Genomic DNA, 22040 nt, shown 5'->3' on the forward strand with positions numbered 1-22040 from the left:
CGTCGCTTCCCTTCCCCTGACGGCCGTTCGATGCATACCGAAGGGTAGTCGCCGACGAGCCATCAGTTGTCACCGCCCCTGTTGTCAGGGTTGGTCGGGTCACGGCCCTCGTCGAGCGCGTCCCACATCATCCGCTCCGACATCGACCCCTGCGCGGGCGTGCCCGCATCGACGTCACCAGCCGGGCGACGGGTGAACCGGGCGGCATCGGCGCGTCCACCGGCCGCCGACCGCATCAGCAGAACAGCACCGGCCAACGCCAGCACCGCTGTGACGAGAGTCACCGTTGCGCCGGTGTAGTAGCGCTCGGTCCCGGTCAGATCGGCCACCGGCACCTCCGCGAGCCGGGCGGCGCGGACAGCCACGTCGGTGACCACCCACAAGCTGATCGCGAGGTAGCCCATGCCCGCACTCGCGGCGGCGACGAGCACCGCCAGGATCCGCAGCGGCCATCCGCGCACCGCCAGCGCCGCGACCGCGGCCGCGGCCAGCAACAGCGCGAGCGGCACCAGCGCCGTGGACCACGTGGAGCCCGCCAGATCGGTCGTCTTCGGTTGCCCGAGGCCGTCGAACGAACTGATCTGAACCCATGTCAGGCGCGAGGCGCCCCACAGGCCCACCGCGGCGAGCAGAAGCAGGAGTTGCGCGACCCGGGTCACGGCTCTCTCAGCGTCTCGGCGGCGGCGATCGCGGCGAGCACCGCTCGCGCCTTGTTCGCGGACTCGTTGTACTCGTACGGACCGTTGGAATCCGCGACAACGCCACCACCGGCCTGCACGTAGGCGGTGCCGTCGCGCATCAACGCGGTCCGGATCGCGATCGCGAAGTCGGCGTTGCCCGCAAAATCGAGATAGCCGAGCACGCCGCCGTAGAGGCCGCGGCGGGTCTTCTCGACCTCCTCGATGAGCTCCATCGCCCGCACCTTCGGCGCACCCGACAGCGTCCCGGCCGGGAAGCAGGCCGTCACGGCGTCCAGCGCGGTCCTGCCGTCGGCGAGCAGTCCGGTCACCGTCGACACCAGGTGCATCACGTGGCTGTAGCGCTCGATGTGGCTGTAATCCTCGACCTTCACCGTGCCCGGCCGGCACACGCGGCCCAGGTCGTTGCGGCCGAGATCGACGAGCATCAGGTGCTCGGCGAGTTCCTTCTCGTCGGACAGCAGTTCCTTCTCCAGGAGAAGGTCTTCCTCCTCGGTGTCACCGCGCCACCGGGTGCCGGCGATCGGGTGCGTGGTGGCGCGCCCGTCCTTGACGGTGACGAGCGCCTCGGGGCTGGATCCCACGATCGAGAAGTCCAGTCCCCCATCGCTGTTCGGGACGTTGAGCAGGTACATGTACGGGCTGGGGTTGGTCACCCGCAGCATCCGGTAGACATCCAGCGGGTCCGCGTCGGTGTCCATCTCGAAGCGCTGGGACGGCACCACCTGGAAGGCCTCACCGGCCTCGATGTCGCCGACCAGCTTGTCGACGACCTTCGTGTACTCCTGCACGGTCAGCTGCGCGCGATGCTGCGGGGCGGGCCGGCTGAACGTCGCCACGGTCGAGGCCAGCGGCTCGGCCAGCGCCGCGGTCATCACATCCAGCCGCGCGACGGCGTCGTCATAGGCCTCGTCGACGCGCTCGTCGGTGCCGTTCCAGTTCACCGCGTTCGCGATCAGCGTGATCGTGCCCTCGTGGTGGTCGACGGCGGCGATGTCGGTGGCCAGCAACAGCATCATGTCCGGCAGCCCGAGGTCGTCGACCGTCAGCTCCGGCAGCCGCTCCAGCCGGCGCACCATGTCGTAGGCGAAGAACCCGACCAGGCCCGACGACAACGGCGGCAGACCGGACAACGGGGCGGTCTCCAGCAGCGACAGCGTCGACCTCAGCGCCTCCAGCGGGTCACCGCCCGCGGGGGCGTCCTGCGGGATGACGCCGAGCCATACCGCCTCGCCGTCGCGCACCGTCAGAGCCGACGGTGCCCCCGCGCCGATGAACGACCAGCGCGACCACGACCGCCCGTTCTCCGCGGACTCCAGCAGGAACGTTCCGGGCCGGTTGGCGGCCAGCTTGCGATACGCCGACAACGGCGTCTCGCTGTCGGCGAGCACCTTGCGGGTCACCGGGACCACGCGATGCTCGGCGGCCAGCGTCCGGAAGTCCTCCCGCGAGGTCGTCACGGTCAGGTCGGCGGTCGTCTGCACGCCGCGATTCTCCCAGACGTACCGTGATAAGCATGAATCCCCTCAAACCGGGTGATCGGGTCGCCGAGTTCGAACTGCCGGACCAGACGGGCACGACGCGCACGCTCACCGAGCTGCTGGCCGACGGACCGATCGTGCTGTTCTTCTATCCGGCCGCGATGACGCCCGGCTGCACCAAGGAAGCCTGTCACTTCCGAGACCTGGCCTCGGAGTTCGCCGCGGCCGGGGCTACCCGGGTCGGCATCAGCGCCGACAGCGTCGACAAGCAGGCCCAGTTCGCCGACAAGCAGAACTTCGACTATCCGCTGCTGTCGGACACCGAGGGTGTGGTCGCCGAGCAGTTCGGCGTCAAGCGCGGGCTGCTCGGCAAGTTCATGCCGGTCAAGCGCACCACGTTCGTCATCGACACCGACCGCACCGTGCTGGCGGCCATCGCCAGCGAGTTCAGCATGGACACCCACGCCGACAAGGCACTGGAGGTGCTGAGGTCCCGGTGACACCGGTTCTTGAGCTCACCGATGTGACGTTCCGCCGCAACGGTAAGCAGATCATCGACGGCATCTCGCTGACCGTGCGCGAAGGCGAGCACTGGGCGCTGCTCGGCCCGAACGGCGCGGGCAAGAGCACACTGCTGGGTTTCTGTGCGGCAGTGACGTTCCCGTCCTCGGGCACGGTGCGGATCCTCGGGCAGCAGATGGGCCGGGTGGATCTAGCGTCGCTGCGGCACTCGATCGGGCACGTCAACCCGCGTCACCAGTTGCAGTACTCGCTGACCGTGCGCGACGTCGTGATGACCGGGATCACCGCGACCATCGACACGCCGATGCGGTGGACGGCCTCGGGCGAGGAGTCCGCCCGCGCCGACGCGATGATCGACGCGGTCGGGTTGTCCCACAAGGCCGGCGACGTGTGGCCGACGCTGTCGCAGGGCGAACGCGGCCGCACACTGATCGCCAGGGCGTTGATCGCCGAACCGCGGCTGCTACTGCTCGACGAACCGTCCACCGGGCTGGATGTGGCTGCCCGCGAACAGCTTCTGGAGACCATCGACTCGCTCGACCAGACCCACCCCGAAGTGGCGTCGATCCTCGTCACGCACCATCTGGAGGAACTGCCGACCACGACGACGCACGCGCTGCTGATCGCCGAGGGCCGCGCCGTCGCCAGCGGCCCGGCTCGCGAGACGATCACCACCGAGACGGTGTCGGAGGCCTTCGCCCATCCTGTGGTGGTGGGGTACGACGACGGGCGCTGGACGGCGCGGGCGAAAGCGTCGCGGATTATCTAGCCCTGCCGAATCTGAGGCAGATTCGACGTGAGCGCCGGGGGCTACGCCTCCGGGCCGAGCAGCAGGTCGGCGTCGAAACAGCTGTGGTCGCCGGTATGGCAGGCGCCGCCGACCTGATCGACCTCCAGCAGCACGGTGTCCCCGTCGCAGTCCAGTCGCACCGAGTGCACATGCTGGGTGTGGCCCGATGTCAGGCCCTTCACCCACTGCTCGTTGCGGGAGCGGGAAAAGTACGTCGCCTCACGGGTTTCCAGCGTGCGAGCCAGCGCGTCGTCGTCCATCCAGGCCACCATCAGCACGTCCCCGCTGCCGCGTTCCTGCACGACAGCGGTGAACAGGCCTTCGGCGTTGCGCTTGAGCCTGGCCGCGATCGCGGGGTCGAGACCGCTCATCGGACCGTGATCCCTTCGGCCTTCATCGCCGCCTTCACCTCACCGATCGTCAGATCGCGGAAGTGGAACACGCTGGCGGCCAGTACTGCGTCGGCGCCGGCGAACACCGCCGGCGCGAAGTGCTCCACCGCGCCCGCGCCGCCGCTGGCGATCACCGGCACGGTCACCGCACCGCGCACCGCGCGCAGCATCTTCAGGTCGAAGCCGGCCTTGGTGCCGTCGGCGTCCATCGAGTTCAGCAGGATCTCCCCGACCCCGAGTTCAGCGCCCTGCGTGGCCCATTCGACCGCGTCGATGCCCGTGCCGCGGCGGCCACCGTGGGTGGTGACCTCCCATCCCGACGGTGTGGGCTGCGAACCCTCGGGCACGGTGCGCGCGTCGACCGACAGCACGATGCACTGCGAACCGAACTGCCGAGACAGCTCGGCGAGCAGTTCGGGGCGTGCGATCGCGGCGGTGTTCACCGACACCTTGTCCGCGCCCGCACGCAGCAGCACGTCGACGTCGGCGATCGAGCGGACACCGCCGCCGACGGTCAGCGGGATGAAAACCTGCTCGGCGGTACGGCGCACCACGTCGAGCATCGTGCTGCGGCCGGACGACGACGCGGTCACGTCCAGGAAGGTCAGCTCGTCGGCGCCCTCGGCGTCGTAGGCGGCCGCGAGCTCCACCGGGTCGCCGGCGTCACGCAGGTTCGCAAAGTTCACGCCCTTGACGACCCTGCCGTCATCGACGTCCAGGCAAGGGATCACCCGGGTCGCGACGTCGCTCGCAGCCTTCACAGGTAGTCCTTCGGGTCACCGGCGGCGCGCACGATCTCCAGGAGCTCCTCGTGCACCCCGGGTGCAGCGGCCAACGCCGACGGTGACGACGCCGTCCACGGCTCACCGGCCAGATCGGTGACGATGCCCCCGGCAGCTCGCACCAGCGCCACACCGGCAGCATGGTCCCACACGTGGTGTCCGAAACTGATTGCCCCGCCCAGGATTCCGGCAGCGACGTAGGCGAAGTCCACGCCGGTCGCGCCGTGCATGCGCATCCGTGAGCATTCCCGGCTCAGGTTCTCCAGCACCTTGACCCGGTACCGGCCCGGGTAGCGGCCCCGAGAGTCGATGTTGAAGGTGCCCGTCCCGACGATGGATTCGGCGAGAGTCACCGGTGCCAGCGCGGGGAGTTCCTCGTCGTTGCAGCGCACGGGCGAACCCTGCATCGACGTGTACCGCTGGCCGGTGAACGGCAGCCACGTCAGCCCGAGCACCGGTTCACCGTCCACGAGCAGACCGAGCAGGATCGCGGCCGTCGGCAGACCCGCCGCGTAGTTGAACGTGCCGTCGATCGGGTCGAGCACCCACACCTGTTCGGCGTCCAGCGATTCGCCGCCGAACTCCTCGCCGTGCACACCGATACCGGTCAGCCTGGTCAACTCGGCGACCACGCGCCGCTCGATCGCGAGGTCGACCTCGGTGGCGAAGTCGTTGCCTTTCTTCGCCACCGCGGAGTCGGCACGGTGCCCGGCGACGAACTGCGCCGACGCGCCGTCGAGGACACCTACCGCCGTGTCGAGCAGATCCGTCAGCTGCTGTTGGTCGAGCGTCACGTTCGGACCGCGTCGAGAGCCTGCGGCAACGTGAAACGTCCCGCGTAGAGCGCCTTTCCGACGATGGCACCCTCGACGCCGCGGTCGGTCAGCGTGGCGATCGCGCGCAGGTCGTCGAGGCTGGACACCCCGCCGGACGCGATGACCGGCGCGTCGGTGCGCTCGCAGACCTGGGCGAGCAGGTCCAGGTTCGGTCCGTTGAGGGTGCCGTCCTTGGTGACGTCCGTGACGACGAACCGCGAACATCCCTCGCCGTCAAGGCGTTCCAGCACGGTCCACAGGTCACCGCCGTCGGTCTCCCAGCCGCGACCACGCAGCCGGTACTGACCGTCCTCGATCTTGACGTCGAGCCCGACGGCCACCTGCTCACCATGCTCGGCGACCACCTTGGCGCACCACTGCGGGTTCTCCAGCGCCGCGGTGCCGAGGTTCACCCGCGCGCAGCCGGTCGCCAGCGCGGCGGCCAGCGACTCGTCGTCACGAATGCCGCCGGACAGTTCGACGGCGACGTCGAGCTTGCCGACGACCTCGGCGAGCAGTTCCCGGTTGGACCCGCGGCCGAACGCCGCATCGAGGTCGACCAGATGGATCCACTCGGCACCGTCGCGCTGCCACGTCATCGCCGCTTCCAGCGCCGAGCCGTACTCGGTCTCGCTGCCGGCCTGCCCCTGCACCAGGCGCACCGCGCGGCCCTCGACGACGTCGACGGCGGGCAGCAGGATCAGTTTCGACGAGGCATTCACCGGATTCACGCTGGTCAACTTAGCGCCCCAACCCAGTTCGACAGTAATTCGGCGCCCGCGTCCCCGCTCTTCTCCGGGTGGAACTGGGTCGCCGACAGCGGTCCGTCCTCGACCGCGGCCAGGAACGGCACGTGGTGGGTGGCCCAGGTCAGCAGCGCCGCCGGGTCACCCTCCCACTGCTGGGCGGCGTAGGAGTGCACGAAGTAAAAGCGGGTGTCGGCGCTCATACCCTTGAACAGCACGCTGCCGGCCGGGGCGTCGACGACGTTCCAGCCCATGTGCGGAATCACCGGTGCGTCGAGCCGGACCACCGAACCAGGCCACTGTCCGCAGCCGGTGGATTCGACACCGAACTCGACGCCACGGGAGAACAGGATCTGCATGCCGACGCATACGCCGAGCACCGGTCTGCCCGCGGCGACGCGCTCGGCGATGATCTTGTCGCCACCGATGGCGCGCAATCCGTTCATGCACGCCTCGAACGCACCGACCCCGGGGACGACCAGCCCATCGGCATTGGCCGCCGCGCCCGGATCGGCGGTGACCTCGACCTCGGCCCCGACCCGCTCCAGTGCCCGCTGGGCCGAACGCAGGTTGCCGGACCCGTAGTCGAGTACGACCAGTTTCGTTGTCACAATGAGCCTTTGGTGGACGGGATGCCGGTCACACGCGGGTCGTACTCGACGGCCTGGCGCAGCGCGCGAGCGACGGCCTTGTACTCGGCCTCGGTGATGTGGTGCGGGTCGCGGCCGTACAGGGTGCGCACATGCAGGGCGATGCGGGCGTTGTAGGCCAGCGATTCGAAGACGTGCCGGTTGACGACAGTGTGGTACGGCGCGGCGGAGCCGGCGATGGTGAACTGCACCATGTAGTCCGGCTCGCCGGTGTGCACGAAGTACGGCCGCCCGGACACGTCGACGGCGGCGTGCGCGAGGCATTCGTCCATCGGGATGAACGCATCACCGAAGCGGCGGATGCCCTTCTTGTCGCCGAGTGCATGGGCGAGTGCCTGCCCGAGCACGATCGAGGTGTCCTCGATGGTGTGGTGGCCCTCGATCTCGATGTCGCCGACGGCCTTGATGGTGAGGTCGAAGCTGGCGTGGCTGCCCAGCGACGTCAGCATGTGATCGAAGAACGGCACACCGGTGTCGATGCTGACCTGACCGGTGCCGTCGAGGTCGAGATCGACGACGATGTCGGATTCCTTGGTCTTGCGCTCGACTCGGGCTCGGCGGTTCGGGAGGGTCATTTTGCTCCTATTCGGGCGCTGGCAGCCAGCAGCGCGTCGTTCTCGTCGGCCAGGCCGATGGTGGTCCGCAGATATCCGGGGATGCCGACGTCACGGATCAGCACACCCTCGTCGAGGTAGCGCTGCCACGTCGCGGCCGAGTCGGCGAACTCGCCGAACAGCACGAAGTTCGAGTCGCTGGGAATCACCCGGAAACCGAGGTCGGCCAGGCCTGCGCAGACCCGTTCCCGCTCGGCGATCAGGGTGGCCACGCTGCCCAGCGTCTCGTCGGCGTGCCGCAACGCCGCGCGTGCGGCGGCCTGCGTGACCGACGACAGGTGATACGGCAGCCGCACCAGCAGCATCGCGTCGATGACGGCCGGCGCGGCGACCAGGTAGCCCAGCCGACCGCCGGCGAACGCGAACGCCTTGCTCATCGTGCGGCTGACGATGAGCTTGGCCGGGTATGCGTCGAGCAGCGCAATCGCGCTCGGCTGCGACGAGAACTCGCCGTAGGCCTCGTCGACGATCATCACCCCGCCCGTCATCGCGTCCAGCAGCAGCCGCAGATCGTCGAGCGAAACCGATTGCCCCGTCGGGTTGTTGGGGCTGGTGACGAACACGATGTCGGGGTTGTGTTCCTTGATCCCCGTCGCGGCGACCGCCGCGTCGAGGCTGAAATCCTCGGCACGGTGGGCCACCAACCACTGGGTCTGGGTGCCGTCGGCGATGACCGGGTGCATCGAGTACGACGGCACGAAGCCCATCGCGCTGCGGCCGGGACCACCGAAGGCCTGCAGCAGCTGTTGCAGGATCTCGTTGGAACCGTTGGCGGCCCAGACGTTCTCGACGCCGACCGGGTTGCCGGTCTTGGCAGTCAGGTAACGGGCCAGGTCGGTGCGCAGCGCGACCGCGTCGCGGTCGGGGTAGCGGTGCAGCTCCCCCGCCACCTCGCGCACCGAGGCGGTGACGTCGTCGATCAGCGCCTGGGTCGGCGGGTGCGGGTTCTCGTTGGTGTTCAGCCGTACCGGAACTACGAGTTGTGGTGCGCCGTAGGGCGATTTTCCGCGCAGGTCGTCCCGCAGCGGCAAGTCGTCCAACGTCACCTTGTCACCGAGACTCATAGCAGTCCGCTCTTCGCGCAAGCGCTCATCGTCACCGCTCAAACCTCCGGCGCACTGCTTCGCCGTGGCTGGGCAGGTTCTCGGCGTTGGCCAGCGTGATCACGTAGCCGGACACGTCTTTGAGCGCGGCCTCGCTGTAGTCGACGACGTGGATGCCGCGCAAGAACGTCTGCACCGACAGACCACTGGAATGCCGTGCGCATCCGGCGGTGGGCAGCACATGATTCGAGCCCGCGCAGTAGTCGCCGAGGCTCACCGGCGACCACGGGCCCACGAAAATCGCCCCGGCCGAACGGATCCGGTTCGCGACCGCTGATGCGTCGGCGGTCTGGATCTCCAGGTGTTCGGCCGCGTACGCGTTGACGGTCCGTACCCCGGCCTCGACGTCGTCGACGAGCACGATCGCCGACTGCTGCCCACTCAGCGCGGCGGTCACGCGTTCGCGGTGCACGGTGGTCTCCAGCTGCACTGCCAGCTCGCGGTCGGTCGCATCGGCCAGATCGGTGCTGTCGGTGACGAGCACGCTGGCCGCCATCTCGTCGTGCTCGGCCTGACTGATCAGGTCGGCGGCCACGTGCACCGGGTCGGCGGTGTGGTCGGCCAGGATCGCGATCTCGGTCGGGCCCGCCTCGGCGTCGATGCCGACCTGCGAGCGGCAGATCCGCTTGGCGGCGGTGACGTAGATGTTGCCGGGCCCGGTGATCATGTCCACCGGCGCCAGTTCGGTGCCGTCGGTGTCGACGCCGCCATAGGCGAGCAGTGCGACGGCCTGTGCACCGCCGACGGCCCACACCTCGTCGACGCCGAGCAGCGCGGCGGCGGCGAGGATCGTCGGGTGCGGCAGCCCCTGGAACTGCTCCGGGTTGGTCTTCTGCGGCGGGCTCGCGATCACCAGCGAGTCCACCCCGGCGGTCTGTGCCGGCACGACGTTCATCACGACGCTCGACGGGTAGACGGCGTTGCCGCCGGGCACGTACAGCCCGACCCGTTCGACGGGCACCCACCGCTCCGTTACGGTCGCGCCCGGCGCGAGGGTGGTGGTGGTGTCGGTGCGGCGCTGATCGGCGTGCACGGTGCGGGTGCGCTCGATCGCGACCTCGAGCGCGGTGCGCACGTCGTCGTCAAGTGTGGCGAGGGCTTCGGCGAGCTTCGCGGCGGGCACCCGGACCGTGTCGGGCCGGATACCGTCGAACGACGCGCCGTAGTCGAGTGCAGCCTCGGCGCCTCGTTGGGCGACGGCATCGACGATCGGGCGGACCTTCGGCACCACGGCGTCGACGTCGACCCCACCACGCGGCAGCGCGCCGCGCAGGCGGGCCGCCGACAGCGTCGTTCCGCGCAGATCGATGCGCCGCAGGAGCCTTGGCGTTACATTCACGTCGACCATTCTCCCAGAGCAGACCAAATCGGTTATGGAGGCGTCATGCGAGCCAGCGAGCACCCCAACAACGCTCCGGGCGTACCGATGATCTTTCCGCCGTGGCTGGAGAACCTGCAGGTCAAATACATCAACCGGCTGATCAGGCCGTTCTCGAAGCGGATGCCCGGTCTCGGGGTGATCAAGCATCGCGGACGCACGTCGGGCAAACCGTACGAGACGATCGTCACTCCGTACCGCAAAGGCGACGTGCTCGCGATCGGGCTGGCACACGGCAAGACCAACTGGGTCAAGAACGTCCTCGCCGCCGGTGAGGCCGATATCCAGATCGGTAAGAAGACCTTTCACCTGGTGCGGCCGCGGGTGTTGCCGGCCGGGACCGTCGACGAATCGCTGCCCCGGATGGCCCGGATCGTCGGGAAGCAGTCCGGGGTGTTCGTCGCGGATATCGCTTGACCCGACCTGCCAGACTGACGCCATGACCTGGCAGATGTGGCTGGCATTCTTCGGCGCCGCGATCGCGATCGCGGTCTCGCCGGGTGCGGGTGCCGTGCAGTCGATGGCGACCGGCCTGACCCACGGCGTCAAGCGTGGGTACTGGAGCATCGTCGGCCTGGAGGTCGGGTTGATGCTGCAGCTGACCCTGGTGGCCGTCGGTCTCGGTGCCGCGGTCGCGAACTCGATCCTCGCGTTCACGATCATCAAGTGGCTCGGCGTGGCGTATCTGGCCTACCTGGCATACCGGCAATGGCGCAGCGCCGCGATCAACCTCGACGCCCAGATCGACCGGGCGATGGACGGCGGACGCCTCGCGCTGCTGGTGCGTGGCTTCCTCGTCAACGCGACCAACCCGAAGGGCCTGCTGTTCTTTCTGGCCGTGATGCCGCAGTTCGTGAACCCGGGCGCCCCGCTGCTGCCGCAGTACCTGGCCATCGGCGTGACGATGGTGGCCGTCGACATGGTCGTGATGGGCTTCTACACCGCGCTGTCGGTGCGACTGCTGGCGTGGCTGCGCACCCCGCGGCAACAGACGCTGCTCAACCGCGTGTTCTCGGGCCTGTTCGCGACCGCCGCCGTGGTGCTGGCGTTCGTCCGCCGCGGCCCGGCGCCTGTGTAACTATCCGCAGTGGCCGTGGACCGCCGCACTCGCCGCTTCGGCATCCCGCAGCCTGCCGGCCTGCTCGGGATCGTCGTTGGGTACGCCCGCGGTCGCGGCGGCGCCGATGTCCATCAACTCGTTGGCGAACGTGCGGACGTCCTCGGCCAGCTCGGGCGGGGTCGCCGGATCGAGCTTCGCGAGCAGGTACTGACCGCCGTCGAACAGCGCGATGCGGGCATTGGCCGCGACGGCGAGCGCACCGGCGATGTCACCCGGCGGAGTCGCGTTGGTGTTGGTCGCGACGCCGGACCGCACGGTCTCGAAAGCCGCGCAGACGGAGTTCTTCGCGTCTGCGCGCTGGGCGTCGGTGTAGCCGGGATCACCCCCGAACGTGCGCATCAACGCGACGACGGCCACGCCGAGCGCCAACACCGCGGCCACGAGTGCCGTTGCCTTCATCGGTCAGAGATCTTCATCGACTAGAGATCCAGGCCGAGGTCGAGCACGCGCACCGAATGCGTCAATGCGCCCACCGCGAGGTAGTCGACCCCGGTACCCGCGTATTCGGCGGCGTTCTCCAGGGCGAGACCGCCGGAGGATTCCAGTTTCGTCTGCGGCGACCGCGAGTCGCGTCGCTGCACGGCGATCTGGGTCTGCCACACCGGGAAATTGTCCAACAGCACCAGTTCGACCCCCTCGGCGAGCACCTCGTCGAGTTGCTCCAGTGAGTCGACCTCGACCTCACATGGCAGATCCGGTGCAGCCGAACGTACTTCACGCAGCGCGGCGACCACGGATCCGGCCGCGGCGACGTGGTTGTCCTTGATCAGCGCGGCGTCGCCGAGACCCATCCGGTGGTTGACCCCGCCGCCGACCCGGACCGCGTACTTCTGCAGAGCCCGCAACCCGGGCAACGTTTTACGGGTGTCGCGGATCTCGGCCTTGGTGCCCGACACGGCGTCGACCCATGCCGCGGTCGCGGTCGCGATCCCGGACAGGTGACACACCAGGTTCAGCATCGTGCGTTCGGCGGTGAGCAGGCCCCGGGTCGGCGCCTTGACCGACAGCGCCACCGCGCCCGGCTCCATTCGGGTACCGTCCGGCGACTGCTGCTCGATGCTGTAGTTGCCGGCACCGATCACCTCATCGAGCACCATCACCGCCAGCTCCGCGCCGGCCAACACACCGGCCTCGCGGGCGACCATCGAGCCGGTTGTCGTCGCGTCGGCGCCGACGGTGGCCATGGTGGTCACGTCCGGTCCGTACTGGAGGTCCTCTTCGAGGGCGCGGGCGATGACGGCCCGCGCTTCGGCGCGTTCAGTGTCGGTGAGTCTCATCAGCACCCCACGGTGGCGGGCGCGAGGCCGGCAGCGACGCTGACGGCCTGCGCGGGATCGGTCAATGGATGGTCGGAGCGGTGGTGACAGCCCCTGCTCTCGGTGCGCGCGGCTGCCGCACTCGCCACCACCGAGGCGACGGCGGTCAGCGCGGCGTCCTCGAAGTCCTTGCGTGACTTCAAGGTTCGCGGCGGGGCGGTCTCGATAAGCTCGGCGAGCCGGGCCAGGCCGTCGCCGTCACGCACGACGGAGGCGTGCCGGGTCATCGCGGCCTGCAGTTCGGCGCGCGGCAGCGTCGGGCGGACCGCAGGCGCGGGTTCGACCAGCCGCACCGGGCCACTGGTCGCGGCGAACTCCGCCGCCGCCGCACCGGAGCGGCCACCGACCACCAGACCCTCGAGCAGGCTGTTGGACGCCAACCGGTTGGCACCGTGCATCCCGGTGCGCGCCACCTCACCGGCGGCGAACAGCCCCGAGACGGCCGTGCGGCCGTACACATCGGTGACCACGCCACCGCAGCTGTAGTGCGCGCCGGGGACCACCGGGATGGGCCGGCGCACCGGGTCGACACCCGCATCCAGACAGGACGCGTTGACCGTCGGGAACCGCCGCGCGAAATCGGTGATGTGGCGGGCGTCGAGATACACGCACTCGTCGCCGGTCTCGGACAACCGCGCCTCGACCGCGGCGGCCACCACGTCACGCGGCGCGAGATCACCCATCGGGTGCACACCGGCGGTGACCGAACGGCCCTGTGCGTCGATGAGTTTCGCCCCCTCGCCGCGCAGCGCCTCGGTGATCAGCGGACGCCGTCCACCACCGGAACCGGAGTACAGCATCGTCGGGTGGAACTGGATGAACTCAAGATCGGCCACACAGAGCCCGGCCCACATGGCCAGTGCGACACCGTCACCGGTGGATCCGTCCGGGTTGGTGGTGGCTGAATACAGATGTCCGAGGCCACCGGTCGCGAGGATGACCGACGGCGCGTACACGGCGCCGAAACCGTCGTCGCTGAGCACGTGCACGCCGGCGACCGCGCCGTCGTCGAGGATCAGGTCCAGCGCGACGTGGTTGCGCCGGATGTCGAGCGACGACGCGGCGACGTCGAGTGCGCGCTGCACCTCGGCGCCCGTCGCGTCCCCGCCGGAGTGGATGATCCGCCGCCGGGTGTGGCCGCCCTCGCGGGTCAGCGCCCATCGGCCGGGGGCCGATTCATCGAAACGTGCTCCGGCGGCGACCAATTCGGTGACCGCCTGATAGCCGCCGGTGACGATCGAGCGGACCGCGTCGGCATCGCACAGCCCGCCGCCCGCGGCGAGGGTGTCCGATACGTGGGCGTCCACGGAGTCCTCGGTGCGGGGCAGCACCACCGCGATACCGCCCTGGGCGTAGAACGTGGCGGTCTCGGCGGCCTTGCTCAGCAGCACCACCTTGCCACCGCGGCGGTGCGCGGCCAGGGCGGCGGCGAGTCCTGCGACGCCGGTGCCGATGACGACGACGTCAGCGCGTTGTCGCCACCCGGTGCTGCCGCCGCAGGCGGTCATTCCCCGCCGCCGGGCTGCCCGATCTCGATCATCCGCGTGACGCTCAACCGCGCCTTGGCCGCCATGTCCAGGTCGACGTGCACCTCGTCGGCGCCCTCGACCAGGCAACGCAGCATCGCCGCCGGGGTGATCATCTTCATGTACCGGCACGACGCGCGATCGTTGACCGCCTGGAAGTCGACGTCCGGTGCGGCACGGCGCAACTGATGCAGCATGCCGATCTCGGTGGCCACCAGCACCTGCTTGGCGCCGGTCTCGCGGGCTGCGTCGAGCATCCCCCCGGTGGACAGGATCTTGACCCGATCCTCGGGGAACGCGCCCTCGCCGGCGAGGTAGAGCGCCGAGGTCGCACACCCGCACTCGGGGTGGACGAACAGTTCGGCCTCGGGATGCGCCCGGGCCTGATCGGCCAATTCGTCGCCGTTGATGCCGGCGTGGACGTGGCATTCACCGGCCCACACATGCAGGTTCTTCCGACCCGTCATCCGGCGCACGTGGGCGCCGAGGAACTGGTCAGGGCAGAACAGCACCTCGCGATCCTCGGGGATGGACGCGACGACCTCGACGGCGTTCGACGAGGTGCAGCAGATGTCGGTCTCGGCCTTCACCGCGGCGGTGGTGTTGACGTAGGACACCACGACGGCACCGGGGTGTTCGGCCTTCCACGCGCGCAGTTCGTCGGCGGTGATCGAGTCGGCCAGCGAGCAGCCGGCCCGCTGGTCCGGGATCAGCACCGTCTTCTCCGGCGACAGGATCTTGGCGGTCTCGGCCATGAAGTGCACGCCGGCGAACACGATGGTGTCCTCGGGAACCTCGGCGGCGATCCGCGACAGTGCCAGCGAGTCGCCGACGTGGTCGGCCACGTCCTGGATCGCCGGGAGCTGATAGTTGTGTGCCAGCAGCGTCGCGCCGCGCAGCTTCAGCAGCCGGCGCACCTCGGCGGCCCACGCTTCGTCACCGTCGATGCCGGAGTATCCACCCGGGCCGTCCACGACACGGTCCGCCATCGCGGTGTCATACGTCCCAGCGAGAACCGTCATCGCCGTCTCCTTCACGTCATCGAGGTTTTCGACTTACAATCGAAAACATGCCACATACTAGCACTGCGCACGAGGTGCTCGCCGTCGTGTTCCAGGTGCGCCGCGTCGAGAAATCGCCCCCGTCGGCCAAACCCGCACTTCACGTGCTGTTGTGGCAGCGCGCCCTGGAGCCCGAGAAGGAGAAATGGTCGCTGCCGGGCGGCCAGCTGGGCTCCGACGAGGATCTGACCAGCTCGGTGCGGCGGCAACTGGCCGAGAAGGTCGACCTTCGCGAATTGGCCCACCTGGAGCAGTTGGCCATCTTCTCCGACCCGCACCGCGTGCCGGGGCCGCGCACCATCGCCTCGACCTTCCTCGGTCTGGTGCCCTCCCCCGCCACCCCGGAACTGCCGTCGGACACCCGCTGGCACCCCGTCAGCGACCTGCCGCCGATGGCGTTCGACCACGGACCCATGGTCGAACACGCACGCACCCGCCTGGTCGCGAAGCTCTCCTATACCAATATCGGATTCGCCTTGGCGCCAGCGGAATTCGCACTGTCAGCGTTGCGCGACATCTACAGCGCCGCGCTCGGACACCCGGTCGACGCGACCAACCTGCAACGCGTCCTGGAACGCAGGCACGTGATCACGCGCACCGGCACCACCGCACGGTCGGGCCGCAGCGGCGGCCGTCCGGCCGCGCTGTACCGCTTCACCGACGCCCGGTACCGCGTGACCGACGAGTTCGCGGCGTTACGCCCGCCCGGGTGAGTCGGCTAGCTTCTTAATACCTTCTTAAGTAAGAATGGCCGGATGGACTTGGGCAATGTTGCACGGTCGACCGGCGCCGAATGGATCGGCCAGCCCGTCCACGAACCCCTGCAGCGCAAGGCGCGGCCGGTGCTGCCGGCCGACGATCCGTTCTACGAGCCGCCCGCGGGCTACGAGCATGCGCGACCCGGCACGGTGCTGCGCTCCCGCGACGTCGAGCTGGCGTTTCTCGGGCTGATCCCGCAGAAGTTCCAGGCCACCCAGCTGCTGTACCGCACCGCCGACCTGCACGGCGATCCGCAGGCCGCCGTCACGACCGTCCTGGCGCCCGCGGAACGGACCCCGGAGGGCCCGACACCGATCGTGTCCTACCAGTGCGCCATCGACGCGGTCGCGGGGCGGTGTTTCCCGTCCTATGCGCTGCGACGCGGCGCCAAGGCCGTCGGCGCGGTGGCCCAGTTCGAATTCCTGCTCGTCGCCGCCGCATTGGCCGAGGGCTGGGCGGTCTCGGTGCCCGATCACGAAGGCACCACCGGAATGTGGGGCGCCCCGTACGAGCCGGGCTACCACGTGCTCGACGGCATCCGCGCCGCGGTCAACCATGCGCCGCTGCAGCTGGCCGCAGACGCCCCGGTCGGGCTGTGGGGCTACTCCGGAGGCGGCCTGGCCTCTGCCTGGGCCGCCGAAGTGCAGGACAGTTACGCGCCCGAGCTGAACGTCGTCGGCGCCGTGCTGGGCTCACCGGTGGGCGATCTCGGACACGCGTTCCGCAGGCTCAACGGCAGCGTCTACTCGGGGCTGCCCGCGATGGTCGTCGCCGCGCTCACCCACATCTATCCCGACCTCGACCGGATCATCCAGGAGCACGCCACCCCCGAGGGCAAGGCGATGCTGGCGCGGATCGAGAAGATGACCACCGCGCACGCGATGCTCGCGCTGGTCGGCAAGGACATGGCGCACTGGGTGGACCGCCCGCTGGAAGAGATCCTGCTGACGCCCGAGGTCCAGCACGTCTTCGACAGCATCAAACTGGGGGCGATGGCGCCGAAGGTCCCGGTGCTGATCGTGCAGGCCGTACACGACCGGATCATCTCGGTCAACGACATCGACGAGCTGACCGAGATCTACACCAACGGCGGCGCCAGCGTCACCTACCACCGCGACATGTTCAGCGAGCATCTGCTGCTACACCCGATGTCGGCGCCGATGACGTTGCGCTGGCTGCGGGACCGCTTCGCCGGCCGCCCGCTCGCGACACACATCGCCCGCACCAAGTGGCCGACGCTTCTGAACCCGTCCACCTACCGCGGGATGCTGACCCTCGGCAAGATCACGGCGAAGGTGGTGCTGGGGCGGCGGCTGGAACGTTCACCCCTGTCCCGATTCGATCTGTAGGCGCGGCCGGATACTCCACGGGCGGCCACGCTCCGAGGTCGTCGCGTGGGCACGCCACCGCGGCCAGCAGGTACACCATCGCGGCCACTGCCGCCGGGAACAGCAGGCTCAGCGCGATCTGCAGTGGCGAATGACCGAAGAACACCGACGGCGCCTCGGTGATGTAGTGCACGCGCTGCTGCTCGGACACCGGAGCACCCGCGATGTCGACGGCTCCGTAGCGCAGGTGGGCGACCAGCGCCCCAGTTCCCGCGGCACTCGCCGCGGCCAGCAGCGATCCGGCGGCCAGCGCGCCGGCGAGCACCGGTCCGCGGTGAGTCTGCCACTGCCACACCGCAACCGCGGCGATCACCGCCAACACCGACAGCAGGCCGACCATCAGGAACGCCGCGGTGAACCAGTTATCGGCCTCCATGCCGATGTGCGCCTTGATCTTGTCGCCGGCGCGCGTCAATGCGACGACGCCCTTGACGGGCGGGGCCAGCCAGGCCCACAGCACGCCGACGAGCGCACCGGCGAGCGCGAGTCCGGCCACGATGGTAAGCGCCGCTCGCGTCGCCGATGTGCGGGGCGGGTGCACGGCGGCGGTCACCGGTAGATGTCCAGATCGGTGGAATCGACCGTGCCGTGCCGTGAGCACTTGGCCCACCAGCCGTCGGGCCGGACCTGCACGATCATCCGGCGGCCACAGGACGCGCAGAACCGCGGCGGTTCCAGACCGAGCTGGGCCGCGGTGGGAACGGCGCCACCCGCTTCGGAGCCGGTCGAGACGCCGGTATAGACGTTGTAGAGGCCTGCGCCGACGGGCGCTGGCAGTTCTGTGCCTTCGGTGACCATCACGTGATCGGTTCTACCCGTGCCGACTACAGCGTCGCGTTGAGGGCCTTGATCGGCATTTGCAGATCGTCGAGAAGCTGCAGGTCCGCCTCGGCGGGCCGGCCCAGAGTGGTCAGATAGTTGCCGACGATGACGGCGTTGATACCGCCGAGGATGCCCTGCTTGGCGCCGAGGTCACCGAGGGTGATCTCACGGCCGCCGGCGAACCGCAGCATCGTGCGCGGCAGCGCCAACCGGAACGCGGCGACCGCCTTGAGCGCCTCGGTCGCGGGCAGCACCTCAAGGTCGCCGAACGGCGTACCCGGACGCGGGTTGAGGAAGTTCAACGGCACCTCGTGCGGGTCGAGCTCGGCGAGGTTCGCGGCGAACTCGGCGCGCTGCTCGAGCGTCTCACCCATGCCGAGAATGCCACCGCAGCACACCTCCATACCGGCTTCGCGCACCATCTGCAGGGTGTCCCAACGCTCTTCCCAGCTGTGGGTGGTGACCACGTTGGTGAAGAAGGAGCGGGCGGTCTCCAGGTTGTGGTTGTAGCGGTGCACACCCATCGCCGAGAGCTGCTCGACCTGGTCCTGGGTCAGCATGCCCAGCGAGCACGCGATCTGGATGTCGACCTCGTTGCGGATCGCCTCGATGCCCGCGGCGACCTGCGCGAGCAGCCGCTCGTCGGGCCCGCGAACCGCGGCGACGATGCAGAACTCGGTGGCACCGGTCTTCGCGGTCTGCTTGGCCGCCTCCACCAGGCTCGGGATGTCCAGCCACGCGCTGCGTACCGGAGACGCGAAAAGCCCTGACTGGGAACAGAAGTGGCAGTCCTCGGGGCAGCCGCCGGTCTTGAGGCTGATGATGCCCTCGACCTCGACGTCGGGACCGCAGTGCGCCATCCGGACCTCGTGGGCCAGGGCCAGCAGGTCGTCGAGACGGTCGTCCGGCAGCTGCAGCACCTGCAGGGTCTGGGCCTGGTCGAGACCGACGCCACGTTCCAATACCTGCTCGCGAGCCACTGCCAGAATGTCGGTCACCAGATCGTCTCCCTTGCCCCTGTTGAACACGTCGGCCGAGCCGACGATTGAACACGTCGGCGAGCCGACGATTGAACACGTCGGCCGAGCCGACAATTGAACACCGTTCAGGTTAGGGTAACGGGGTGCAGCTCTCCAAACACGACGTGGTCGACGTGGCGACGTCCGTGCTGGACAACTACGGGATCGCGGACCTGTCGATGCGCAGGCTGGCCCGGGAGCTGAACGTGTCCCCCGGCGCGCTGTACTGGCATTTCGAGAACAAGCAGCAGTTGCTCGGGGCGGTCGCCGACCGCATCCTGAGCCCGGTCGGCGAGGTCACCGGACCGTGGCGGGACCGGATTCGCCGGTCGTGCGCGCAATTGCGCGACGCGCTGCTGTCGCACACCGACGGTGCCGAGCTGGTCTCGGCGAGCTTCGCCGCGGGTCAGTCCGAGGCGATGACGGATGTGCTGACCCGCCTCGCCGATGCCGCCGGAGACGCGGGTGTCGCAGCCGGGCAGGCCGAGTTGGCCGCTCGATCGGTGATCTACTACGTGCTCGGGTTCACCGCCGACGAGCAGTCCCGGCTGCAGTGGGACGCCGCGGGCGCCGATGTCGCGCAGACGGTGTGGGCCGAAGAGCCGGACACCCGTTTCACCTTCGGGGTGCAACTGCTGATCGACGGGATCGCCGCGCACAGCCACGCCGAAGCCTGATCCTCAGCCGATCGGGTGCACGACTTTGGCGTTGCCGTCCCAGTGCCGCAGCCCGACCACGGCCGCGTCGAGATCGCGGGTCACCGCGGGCAGCGTCACCGCGACCGGCAGCGCCGCGGCCGGCACCCGCCGCGCGAGCGTGACGTGCGGTGTCCACTGACCAGGTGCGGCGTGCGGCAGCGGCCCATCCGGCATGTGCGGCACACAGATCCGGTGCACCTGCTCGTGCAGCGCCAGCAGCTCGGCCGACGGCACCACGAGGCGGACCAGCGTGGTGGCCCGTCCGCCGCCGAACAGCATCGGAGCGCCTATCACACACCGCAGCGGCAGTCGGTCCAGCGCGCGCCGCAGCGACGCGTCGACCGCGTCGTCGAGCTCGGCGGCGACGGTCACGGTGACATGCGGCCGGTTACTCTCCGAACGGTGGCTGGACAGACTGCGGATACCGTTGCGCGCCAACTCATCCCAAGCCTCCCGGAGAGCCGCCTCGGACACCTCGTCGAACAGCAACTCGACGGAATGGACCATCAGCCGGTCAGACCCGCAACCCACGCCGCATCGAAGGCGCGTGCACTGATCCGCTCGAAGTCCGCGGCACCGAGGGTTCCGGCGCCCGCGGGCAGCGCGGCGCGCACGGGCGCGAGCCGGGCCAGCGCCTCCCGGTTGTCACTCTCGGCGACCCCCGGCTGCGCCGGCCACGCACCGATCACAAGACCGGCGCTGCGAAGTCCCCTGTGGGACAACGCCTCCAGAGTCAACATCGTGTGATTGAGGGTACCGAGTCCGGGCGCCACCACGGTCATCACCGGCGCCGCGAGGTCGACAGCGAGATCGCGCAGGGTGACGCCGTCGGCGCCGAGTTGGACCAGCAGGCCACCGGCTCCTTCGACGAGCGTCAGCCGTCCGGGCCGGTCGGCGGCGGCGATCAGGTCGAGCAGCGCACCGCGCGCCGGCAGGTCGGCGCCGACCCGCTGCGCGGCGGCCAGCGGCGCGAGCGGCTCAGGAAACCGGGCCAGCGAATACAGTTCGCCGATGCCGGCCAGCCGGGCGATCTCGGCGAGGTCGTCGTCGCCGTCCTGCGTGCCGGTCTGCACGGGCTTGCACACCGCGACGTCGATTCCGGCAAGCCTGGCGCAACACGCCAACGCCGCGGTCGCGACGGTCTTGCCGACACCGGTGCCGGTCCCGGTCACGAACAGGACGCTCACGCGGCCGCCAACACCTCGGTCAGCACCTGCCGGGCCAGCGCCATCTCGTCGTCGGTCAGCGACGCGCGCGCCGTCAGCCGCAACCGCGACGTGCCCGCGGGAACCGTCGGCGGACGGAAGCAGCCGACCCGGACACCGCGGTCGAGGCATGCGGCGGCCGCAGCGACCGCGACCTCGGGATCCCCGAGGATCACCGAGACCACCGCCGACGACGGCACGTCGCCGACACCACAGATCTCGGCAAGGGCGGCGGCGTGGTCGAGAACACGCTGGGCACGCCACGGCTCGTCGACGAGCACCTGCAGCGCGGCGTGCGCGGCACCGACCGCGGCCGGCGCCAGCCCGGTGTCGAAGATGAAGGTGCGGGCCGCGTCGATCAGATGCGCGCGCACCGCCGCCGGGCCCAGCACCGCACCGCCCTGGCTGCCGAGCGCCTTCGACAGCGTCGTCGTCATCACCACGTCGGGAGCGCCGGCGAGCCCCGCCTCGTCGAGCAGTCCGCGTCCCCGGTCACCGCGCACACCGAGCCCGTGGGCCTCGTCGACGAGCAACAGTGCGCCGTGCCTGCGGCAGACCGCGTGCAGGTCCCGTAGCGGCGCCAGGTCTCCGTCGGCGGAGAACACCGAATCCGTGACGAAGACGGCGCGCTCCTCGTCGCGGCCGGCCAGTGCCCGCTCGACCGCGGCGACATCGTTGTGCGGGGTCACCGCGACCCGCGCGCGCGACAGCCGGCACGCGTCGACCAGCGAGGCGTGCGTGTAGGCATCGGAGATCAGTAGCGATCCGGGACCGGAGAGCGCGACGACGGCTCCGAGGTTGGCGGTGTAGCCCGACGAGAACACGAGCGCGGACTCGGCGCCGACGAATCCGGCGAGCGCGTCCTCGAACTCCTCATGCAGTTCGGTGTTGCCGGTGACCAGCCGTGACCCGGTCGAGCCCGCGCCCCAGGTGCGCAGCGCGGCGATGCCGCCGTCGATCACCCTGGGGTGCTGTGACAGGCCCAGATAGTCGTTGGAGGCCAGATCCAGCTCCGTACCGACCGGCCGGCGGGGCCTCAGCGACCGGCGCAGACCGGCGGCGCGCCGCTGCGCCTCGACCTCGTCGAGCCAGGCCAGCGGGGAAATACCGACGCGCGTCACGGTGCTCCTAGGGCTTGCGAGCCGACGATTGAAC

The 22040-nt window shown here is 69.6% G+C and carries 27 protein-coding genes; 7 read left to right on the top strand and 20 right to left on the bottom strand.

From position 1 onward, the window contains the following. Nucleotides 1–62: 62 nt before the first annotated feature. Together NTM_RS21885 and NTM_RS21890 are read right to left on the bottom strand one after the other, a co-directional pair. Nucleotides 63–659, bottom strand: a complete 597-nt coding sequence (locus NTM_RS21885) for a TIGR02234 family membrane protein (protein ID WP_104860942.1) — start codon at nt 657–659, stop codon at nt 63–65. Continuing rightward, a complete protein-coding gene (locus NTM_RS21890) occupies nt 656–2182 on the bottom strand; it encodes an anthranilate synthase component I (RefSeq protein WP_163767772.1) in 1527 nt (508 codons plus the stop codon). The genes NTM_RS21885 and NTM_RS21890 overlap by 4 nt, the downstream gene beginning before the upstream one ends. 32 nt (nt 2183–2214) lie before the next feature. On the opposite strand from NTM_RS21890, the gene NTM_RS21895 reads away from it, so the two are divergent. Together NTM_RS21895 and NTM_RS21900 are read left to right on the top strand one after the other, a co-directional pair. After that, nucleotides 2215–2679: a peroxiredoxin gene (locus NTM_RS21895; protein ID WP_104860940.1), complete on the top strand. Its 465-nt coding sequence runs from the start codon at nt 2215–2217 to the stop codon at nt 2677–2679. Next, nucleotides 2676–3470 (top strand): ABC transporter ATP-binding protein, encoded by a 795-nt coding sequence (locus tag NTM_RS21900; protein ID WP_104860939.1) that lies wholly within the window; start codon nt 2676–2678, stop codon nt 3468–3470. The genes NTM_RS21895 and NTM_RS21900 overlap by 4 nt, the downstream gene beginning before the upstream one ends. A gap of 41 nt (nt 3471–3511) precedes the next feature. Here NTM_RS21900 and hisI read toward each other — a convergent pair whose 3' ends face one another. Genes hisI through hisD form a run of 8 tightly spaced genes read right to left on the bottom strand, consistent with a single transcriptional unit; the run spans nt 3512 to nt 9941 of the window. Continuing rightward, nucleotides 3512–3862: a phosphoribosyl-AMP cyclohydrolase gene (gene hisI, locus NTM_RS21905; RefSeq protein WP_104860938.1), complete on the bottom strand. Its 351-nt coding sequence runs from the start codon at nt 3860–3862 to the stop codon at nt 3512–3514. Next, the gene (hisF, locus tag NTM_RS21910) at nt 3859–4644 is read right to left on the bottom strand and encodes an imidazole glycerol phosphate synthase subunit HisF (protein ID WP_104860937.1); all 786 of its coding nucleotides are present in this window, start codon (nt 4642–4644) and stop codon (nt 3859–3861) included. Before hisF ends, hisI begins: the two co-directional genes overlap by 4 nt. Further along, complete coding sequence (locus NTM_RS21915) at nt 4641–5459, bottom strand: inositol monophosphatase family protein (RefSeq protein WP_104860936.1); 819 nt, start codon at nt 5457–5459, stop codon at nt 4641–4643. Before NTM_RS21915 ends, hisF begins: the two co-directional genes overlap by 4 nt. Then, nucleotides 5456–6211, bottom strand: coding sequence for a bifunctional 1-(5-phosphoribosyl)-5-((5-phosphoribosylamino)methylideneamino)imidazole-4-carboxamide isomerase/phosphoribosylanthranilate isomerase PriA (gene priA / locus NTM_RS21920; RefSeq protein ID WP_083143393.1), 756 nt, complete (start codon nt 6209–6211; stop codon nt 5456–5458). The genes NTM_RS21915 and priA overlap by 4 nt, the downstream gene beginning before the upstream one ends. A gap of 5 nt (nt 6212–6216) precedes the next feature. Beyond that, complete coding sequence (gene hisH, locus NTM_RS21925; RefSeq protein ID WP_163767775.1) at nt 6217–6837, bottom strand: imidazole glycerol phosphate synthase subunit HisH; 621 nt, start codon at nt 6835–6837, stop codon at nt 6217–6219. Beyond that, on the bottom strand, nt 6834–7451 hold the full coding sequence (gene hisB, locus NTM_RS21930; RefSeq protein WP_163767776.1) for an imidazoleglycerol-phosphate dehydratase HisB: 618 nt from the start codon (nt 7449–7451) through the stop codon (nt 6834–6836). The genes hisH and hisB overlap by 4 nt, the downstream gene beginning before the upstream one ends. Next, nucleotides 7448–8554, bottom strand: coding sequence for a histidinol-phosphate transaminase (locus NTM_RS21935; RefSeq protein ID WP_163767779.1), 1107 nt, complete (start codon nt 8552–8554; stop codon nt 7448–7450). Before NTM_RS21935 ends, hisB begins: the two co-directional genes overlap by 4 nt. A gap of 31 nt (nt 8555–8585) precedes the next feature. Next, nucleotides 8586–9941 carry a histidinol dehydrogenase gene (hisD, locus tag NTM_RS21940; RefSeq protein WP_163767782.1) on the bottom strand — a complete coding sequence of 452 codons (1356 nt, stop codon included), beginning with the start codon at nt 9939–9941 and terminating at the stop codon, nt 8586–8588. A gap of 36 nt (nt 9942–9977) precedes the next feature. On the opposite strand from hisD, the gene NTM_RS21945 reads away from it, so the two are divergent. Together NTM_RS21945 and NTM_RS21950 are read left to right on the top strand one after the other, a co-directional pair. Further along, nucleotides 9978–10388 carry a nitroreductase family deazaflavin-dependent oxidoreductase gene (locus NTM_RS21945; protein ID WP_163767785.1) on the top strand — a complete coding sequence of 137 codons (411 nt, stop codon included), beginning with the start codon at nt 9978–9980 and terminating at the stop codon, nt 10386–10388. A gap of 22 nt (nt 10389–10410) precedes the next feature. Next, a complete protein-coding gene (locus NTM_RS21950) occupies nt 10411–11049 on the top strand; it encodes a LysE family transporter (protein WP_104860930.1) in 639 nt (212 codons plus the stop codon). On the opposite strand, the gene NTM_RS21955 is transcribed toward NTM_RS21950, so the two are convergent. Genes NTM_RS21955 through nadA form a run of 4 tightly spaced genes read right to left on the bottom strand, consistent with a single transcriptional unit; the run spans nt 11050 to nt 14955 of the window. After that, nucleotides 11050–11490: a hypothetical protein gene (locus tag NTM_RS21955; RefSeq protein ID WP_163767788.1), complete on the bottom strand. Its 441-nt coding sequence runs from the start codon at nt 11488–11490 to the stop codon at nt 11050–11052. It abuts the gene before it with no gap. A 20-nt stretch (nt 11491–11510) separates the two neighbouring features. Further along, complete coding sequence (nadC, locus tag NTM_RS21960; protein WP_163767791.1) at nt 11511–12368, bottom strand: carboxylating nicotinate-nucleotide diphosphorylase; 858 nt, start codon at nt 12366–12368, stop codon at nt 11511–11513. Next, nucleotides 12368–13915 carry an L-aspartate oxidase gene (locus NTM_RS21965; protein WP_163767795.1) on the bottom strand — a complete coding sequence of 516 codons (1548 nt, stop codon included), beginning with the start codon at nt 13913–13915 and terminating at the stop codon, nt 12368–12370. The genes nadC and NTM_RS21965 overlap by 1 nt, the downstream gene beginning before the upstream one ends. Continuing rightward, on the bottom strand, nt 13912–14955 hold the full coding sequence (gene nadA, locus NTM_RS21970) for a quinolinate synthase NadA (protein ID WP_163767797.1): 1044 nt from the start codon (nt 14953–14955) through the stop codon (nt 13912–13914). The genes NTM_RS21965 and nadA overlap by 4 nt, the downstream gene beginning before the upstream one ends. Nucleotides 14956–15029: 74 nt before the next feature. Here nadA and NTM_RS21975 point away from each other — a divergent pair, with 74 nt between their 5' ends. Both NTM_RS21975 and NTM_RS21980 read left to right on the top strand, forming a co-directional pair. Continuing rightward, nucleotides 15030–15707, top strand: coding sequence for an NUDIX hydrolase (locus NTM_RS21975; RefSeq protein WP_179964081.1), 678 nt, complete (start codon nt 15030–15032; stop codon nt 15705–15707). A gap of 42 nt (nt 15708–15749) precedes the next feature. Beyond that, entirely contained in the window at nt 15750–17102 is a 1353-nt protein-coding gene (locus NTM_RS21980) for a lipase family protein (protein WP_163767803.1), read from the top strand. Here NTM_RS21980 and NTM_RS21985 read toward each other — a convergent pair. The 3 genes from NTM_RS21985 to bioB are packed head-to-tail and all read right to left on the bottom strand — an operon-like array spanning nt 17038 to nt 18961. Next, nucleotides 17038–17637, bottom strand: a complete 600-nt coding sequence (locus NTM_RS21985; protein WP_163767806.1) for a DUF2567 domain-containing protein — start codon at nt 17635–17637, stop codon at nt 17038–17040. The genes NTM_RS21980 and NTM_RS21985 overlap by 65 nt on opposite strands. A gap of 53 nt (nt 17638–17690) precedes the next feature. Further along, complete coding sequence (gene bsaP / locus NTM_RS21990) at nt 17691–17939, bottom strand: biotin synthase auxiliary protein BsaP (protein WP_435405131.1); 249 nt, start codon at nt 17937–17939, stop codon at nt 17691–17693. A gap of 26 nt (nt 17940–17965) precedes the next feature. Beyond that, entirely contained in the window at nt 17966–18961 is a 996-nt protein-coding gene (bioB, locus tag NTM_RS21995; protein ID WP_083143328.1) for a biotin synthase BioB, read from the bottom strand. Nucleotides 18962–19086: 125 nt separating this feature from the next. Here bioB and NTM_RS22000 point away from each other — a divergent pair, with 125 nt between their 5' ends. After that, nucleotides 19087–19659 (top strand): TetR/AcrR family transcriptional regulator, encoded by a 573-nt coding sequence (locus tag NTM_RS22000; protein WP_163767809.1) that lies wholly within the window; start codon nt 19087–19089, stop codon nt 19657–19659. Nucleotides 19660–19662: 3 nt separating this feature from the next. On the opposite strand, the gene NTM_RS22005 is transcribed toward NTM_RS22000, so the two are convergent. Genes NTM_RS22005 through NTM_RS22015 form a run of 3 tightly spaced genes read right to left on the bottom strand, consistent with a single transcriptional unit; the run spans nt 19663 to nt 22006 of the window. Continuing rightward, a complete protein-coding gene (locus NTM_RS22005) occupies nt 19663–20187 on the bottom strand; it encodes a 2'-5' RNA ligase family protein (RefSeq protein WP_163767813.1) in 525 nt (174 codons plus the stop codon). Continuing rightward, a complete protein-coding gene (bioD, locus tag NTM_RS22010; protein ID WP_163767817.1) occupies nt 20187–20867 on the bottom strand; it encodes a dethiobiotin synthase in 681 nt (226 codons plus the stop codon). Before bioD ends, NTM_RS22005 begins: the two co-directional genes overlap by 1 nt. Beyond that, entirely contained in the window at nt 20864–22006 is a 1143-nt protein-coding gene (locus tag NTM_RS22015; protein ID WP_163767820.1) for an 8-amino-7-oxononanoate synthase, read from the bottom strand. The genes bioD and NTM_RS22015 overlap by 4 nt, the downstream gene beginning before the upstream one ends. Nucleotides 22007–22040 lie beyond the last annotated feature (34 nt).

It is taken from the genome of Mycolicibacterium parafortuitum, assembly GCF_010725485.1.
In the GTDB taxonomy this organism is placed as follows: domain Bacteria; phylum Actinomycetota; class Actinomycetes; order Mycobacteriales; family Mycobacteriaceae; genus Mycobacterium.

Bases quoted from the DNA above. Each gene is read 5' to 3' on its own strand.
- NTM_RS21895 (WP_104860940.1), top strand. From the start codon at position 2,215: ATGAATCCCCTCAAACCGGGTGATCGGGTCGCCGAGTTCGAACTGCCG.
- hisI (WP_104860938.1), bottom strand. From the start codon at position 3,862: ATGAGCGGTCTCGACCCCGCGATCGCGGCCAGGCTCAAGCGCAACGCC.
- hisB (WP_163767776.1), bottom strand. From the start codon at position 7,451: ATGACCCTCCCGAACCGCCGAGCCCGAGTCGAGCGCAAGACCAAGGAA.
- NTM_RS21935 (WP_163767779.1), bottom strand. From the start codon at position 8,554: ATGAGTCTCGGTGACAAGGTGACGTTGGACGACTTGCCGCTGCGGGAC.
- hisD (WP_163767782.1), bottom strand. From the start codon at position 9,941: ATGGTCGACGTGAATGTAACGCCAAGGCTCCTGCGGCGCATCGATCTG.
- NTM_RS21945 (WP_163767785.1), top strand. From the start codon at position 9,978: ATGCGAGCCAGCGAGCACCCCAACAACGCTCCGGGCGTACCGATGATC.
- NTM_RS21950 (WP_104860930.1), top strand. From the start codon at position 10,411: ATGACCTGGCAGATGTGGCTGGCATTCTTCGGCGCCGCGATCGCGATC.
- NTM_RS21955 (WP_163767788.1), bottom strand. From the start codon at position 11,490: ATGAAGGCAACGGCACTCGTGGCCGCGGTGTTGGCGCTCGGCGTGGCC.
- nadC (WP_163767791.1), bottom strand. From the start codon at position 12,368: ATGAGACTCACCGACACTGAACGCGCCGAAGCGCGGGCCGTCATCGCC.
- NTM_RS21965 (WP_163767795.1), bottom strand. From the start codon at position 13,915: ATGACCGCCTGCGGCGGCAGCACCGGGTGGCGACAACGCGCTGACGTC.
- nadA (WP_163767797.1), bottom strand. From the start codon at position 14,955: ATGACGGTTCTCGCTGGGACGTATGACACCGCGATGGCGGACCGTGTC.
- NTM_RS21980 (WP_163767803.1), top strand. From the start codon at position 15,750: ATGGACTTGGGCAATGTTGCACGGTCGACCGGCGCCGAATGGATCGGC.
- bsaP (WP_435405131.1), bottom strand. From the start codon at position 17,939: ATGGTCACCGAAGGCACAGAACTGCCAGCGCCCGTCGGCGCAGGCCTC.
- NTM_RS22005 (WP_163767813.1), bottom strand. From the start codon at position 20,187: ATGGTCCATTCCGTCGAGTTGCTGTTCGACGAGGTGTCCGAGGCGGCT.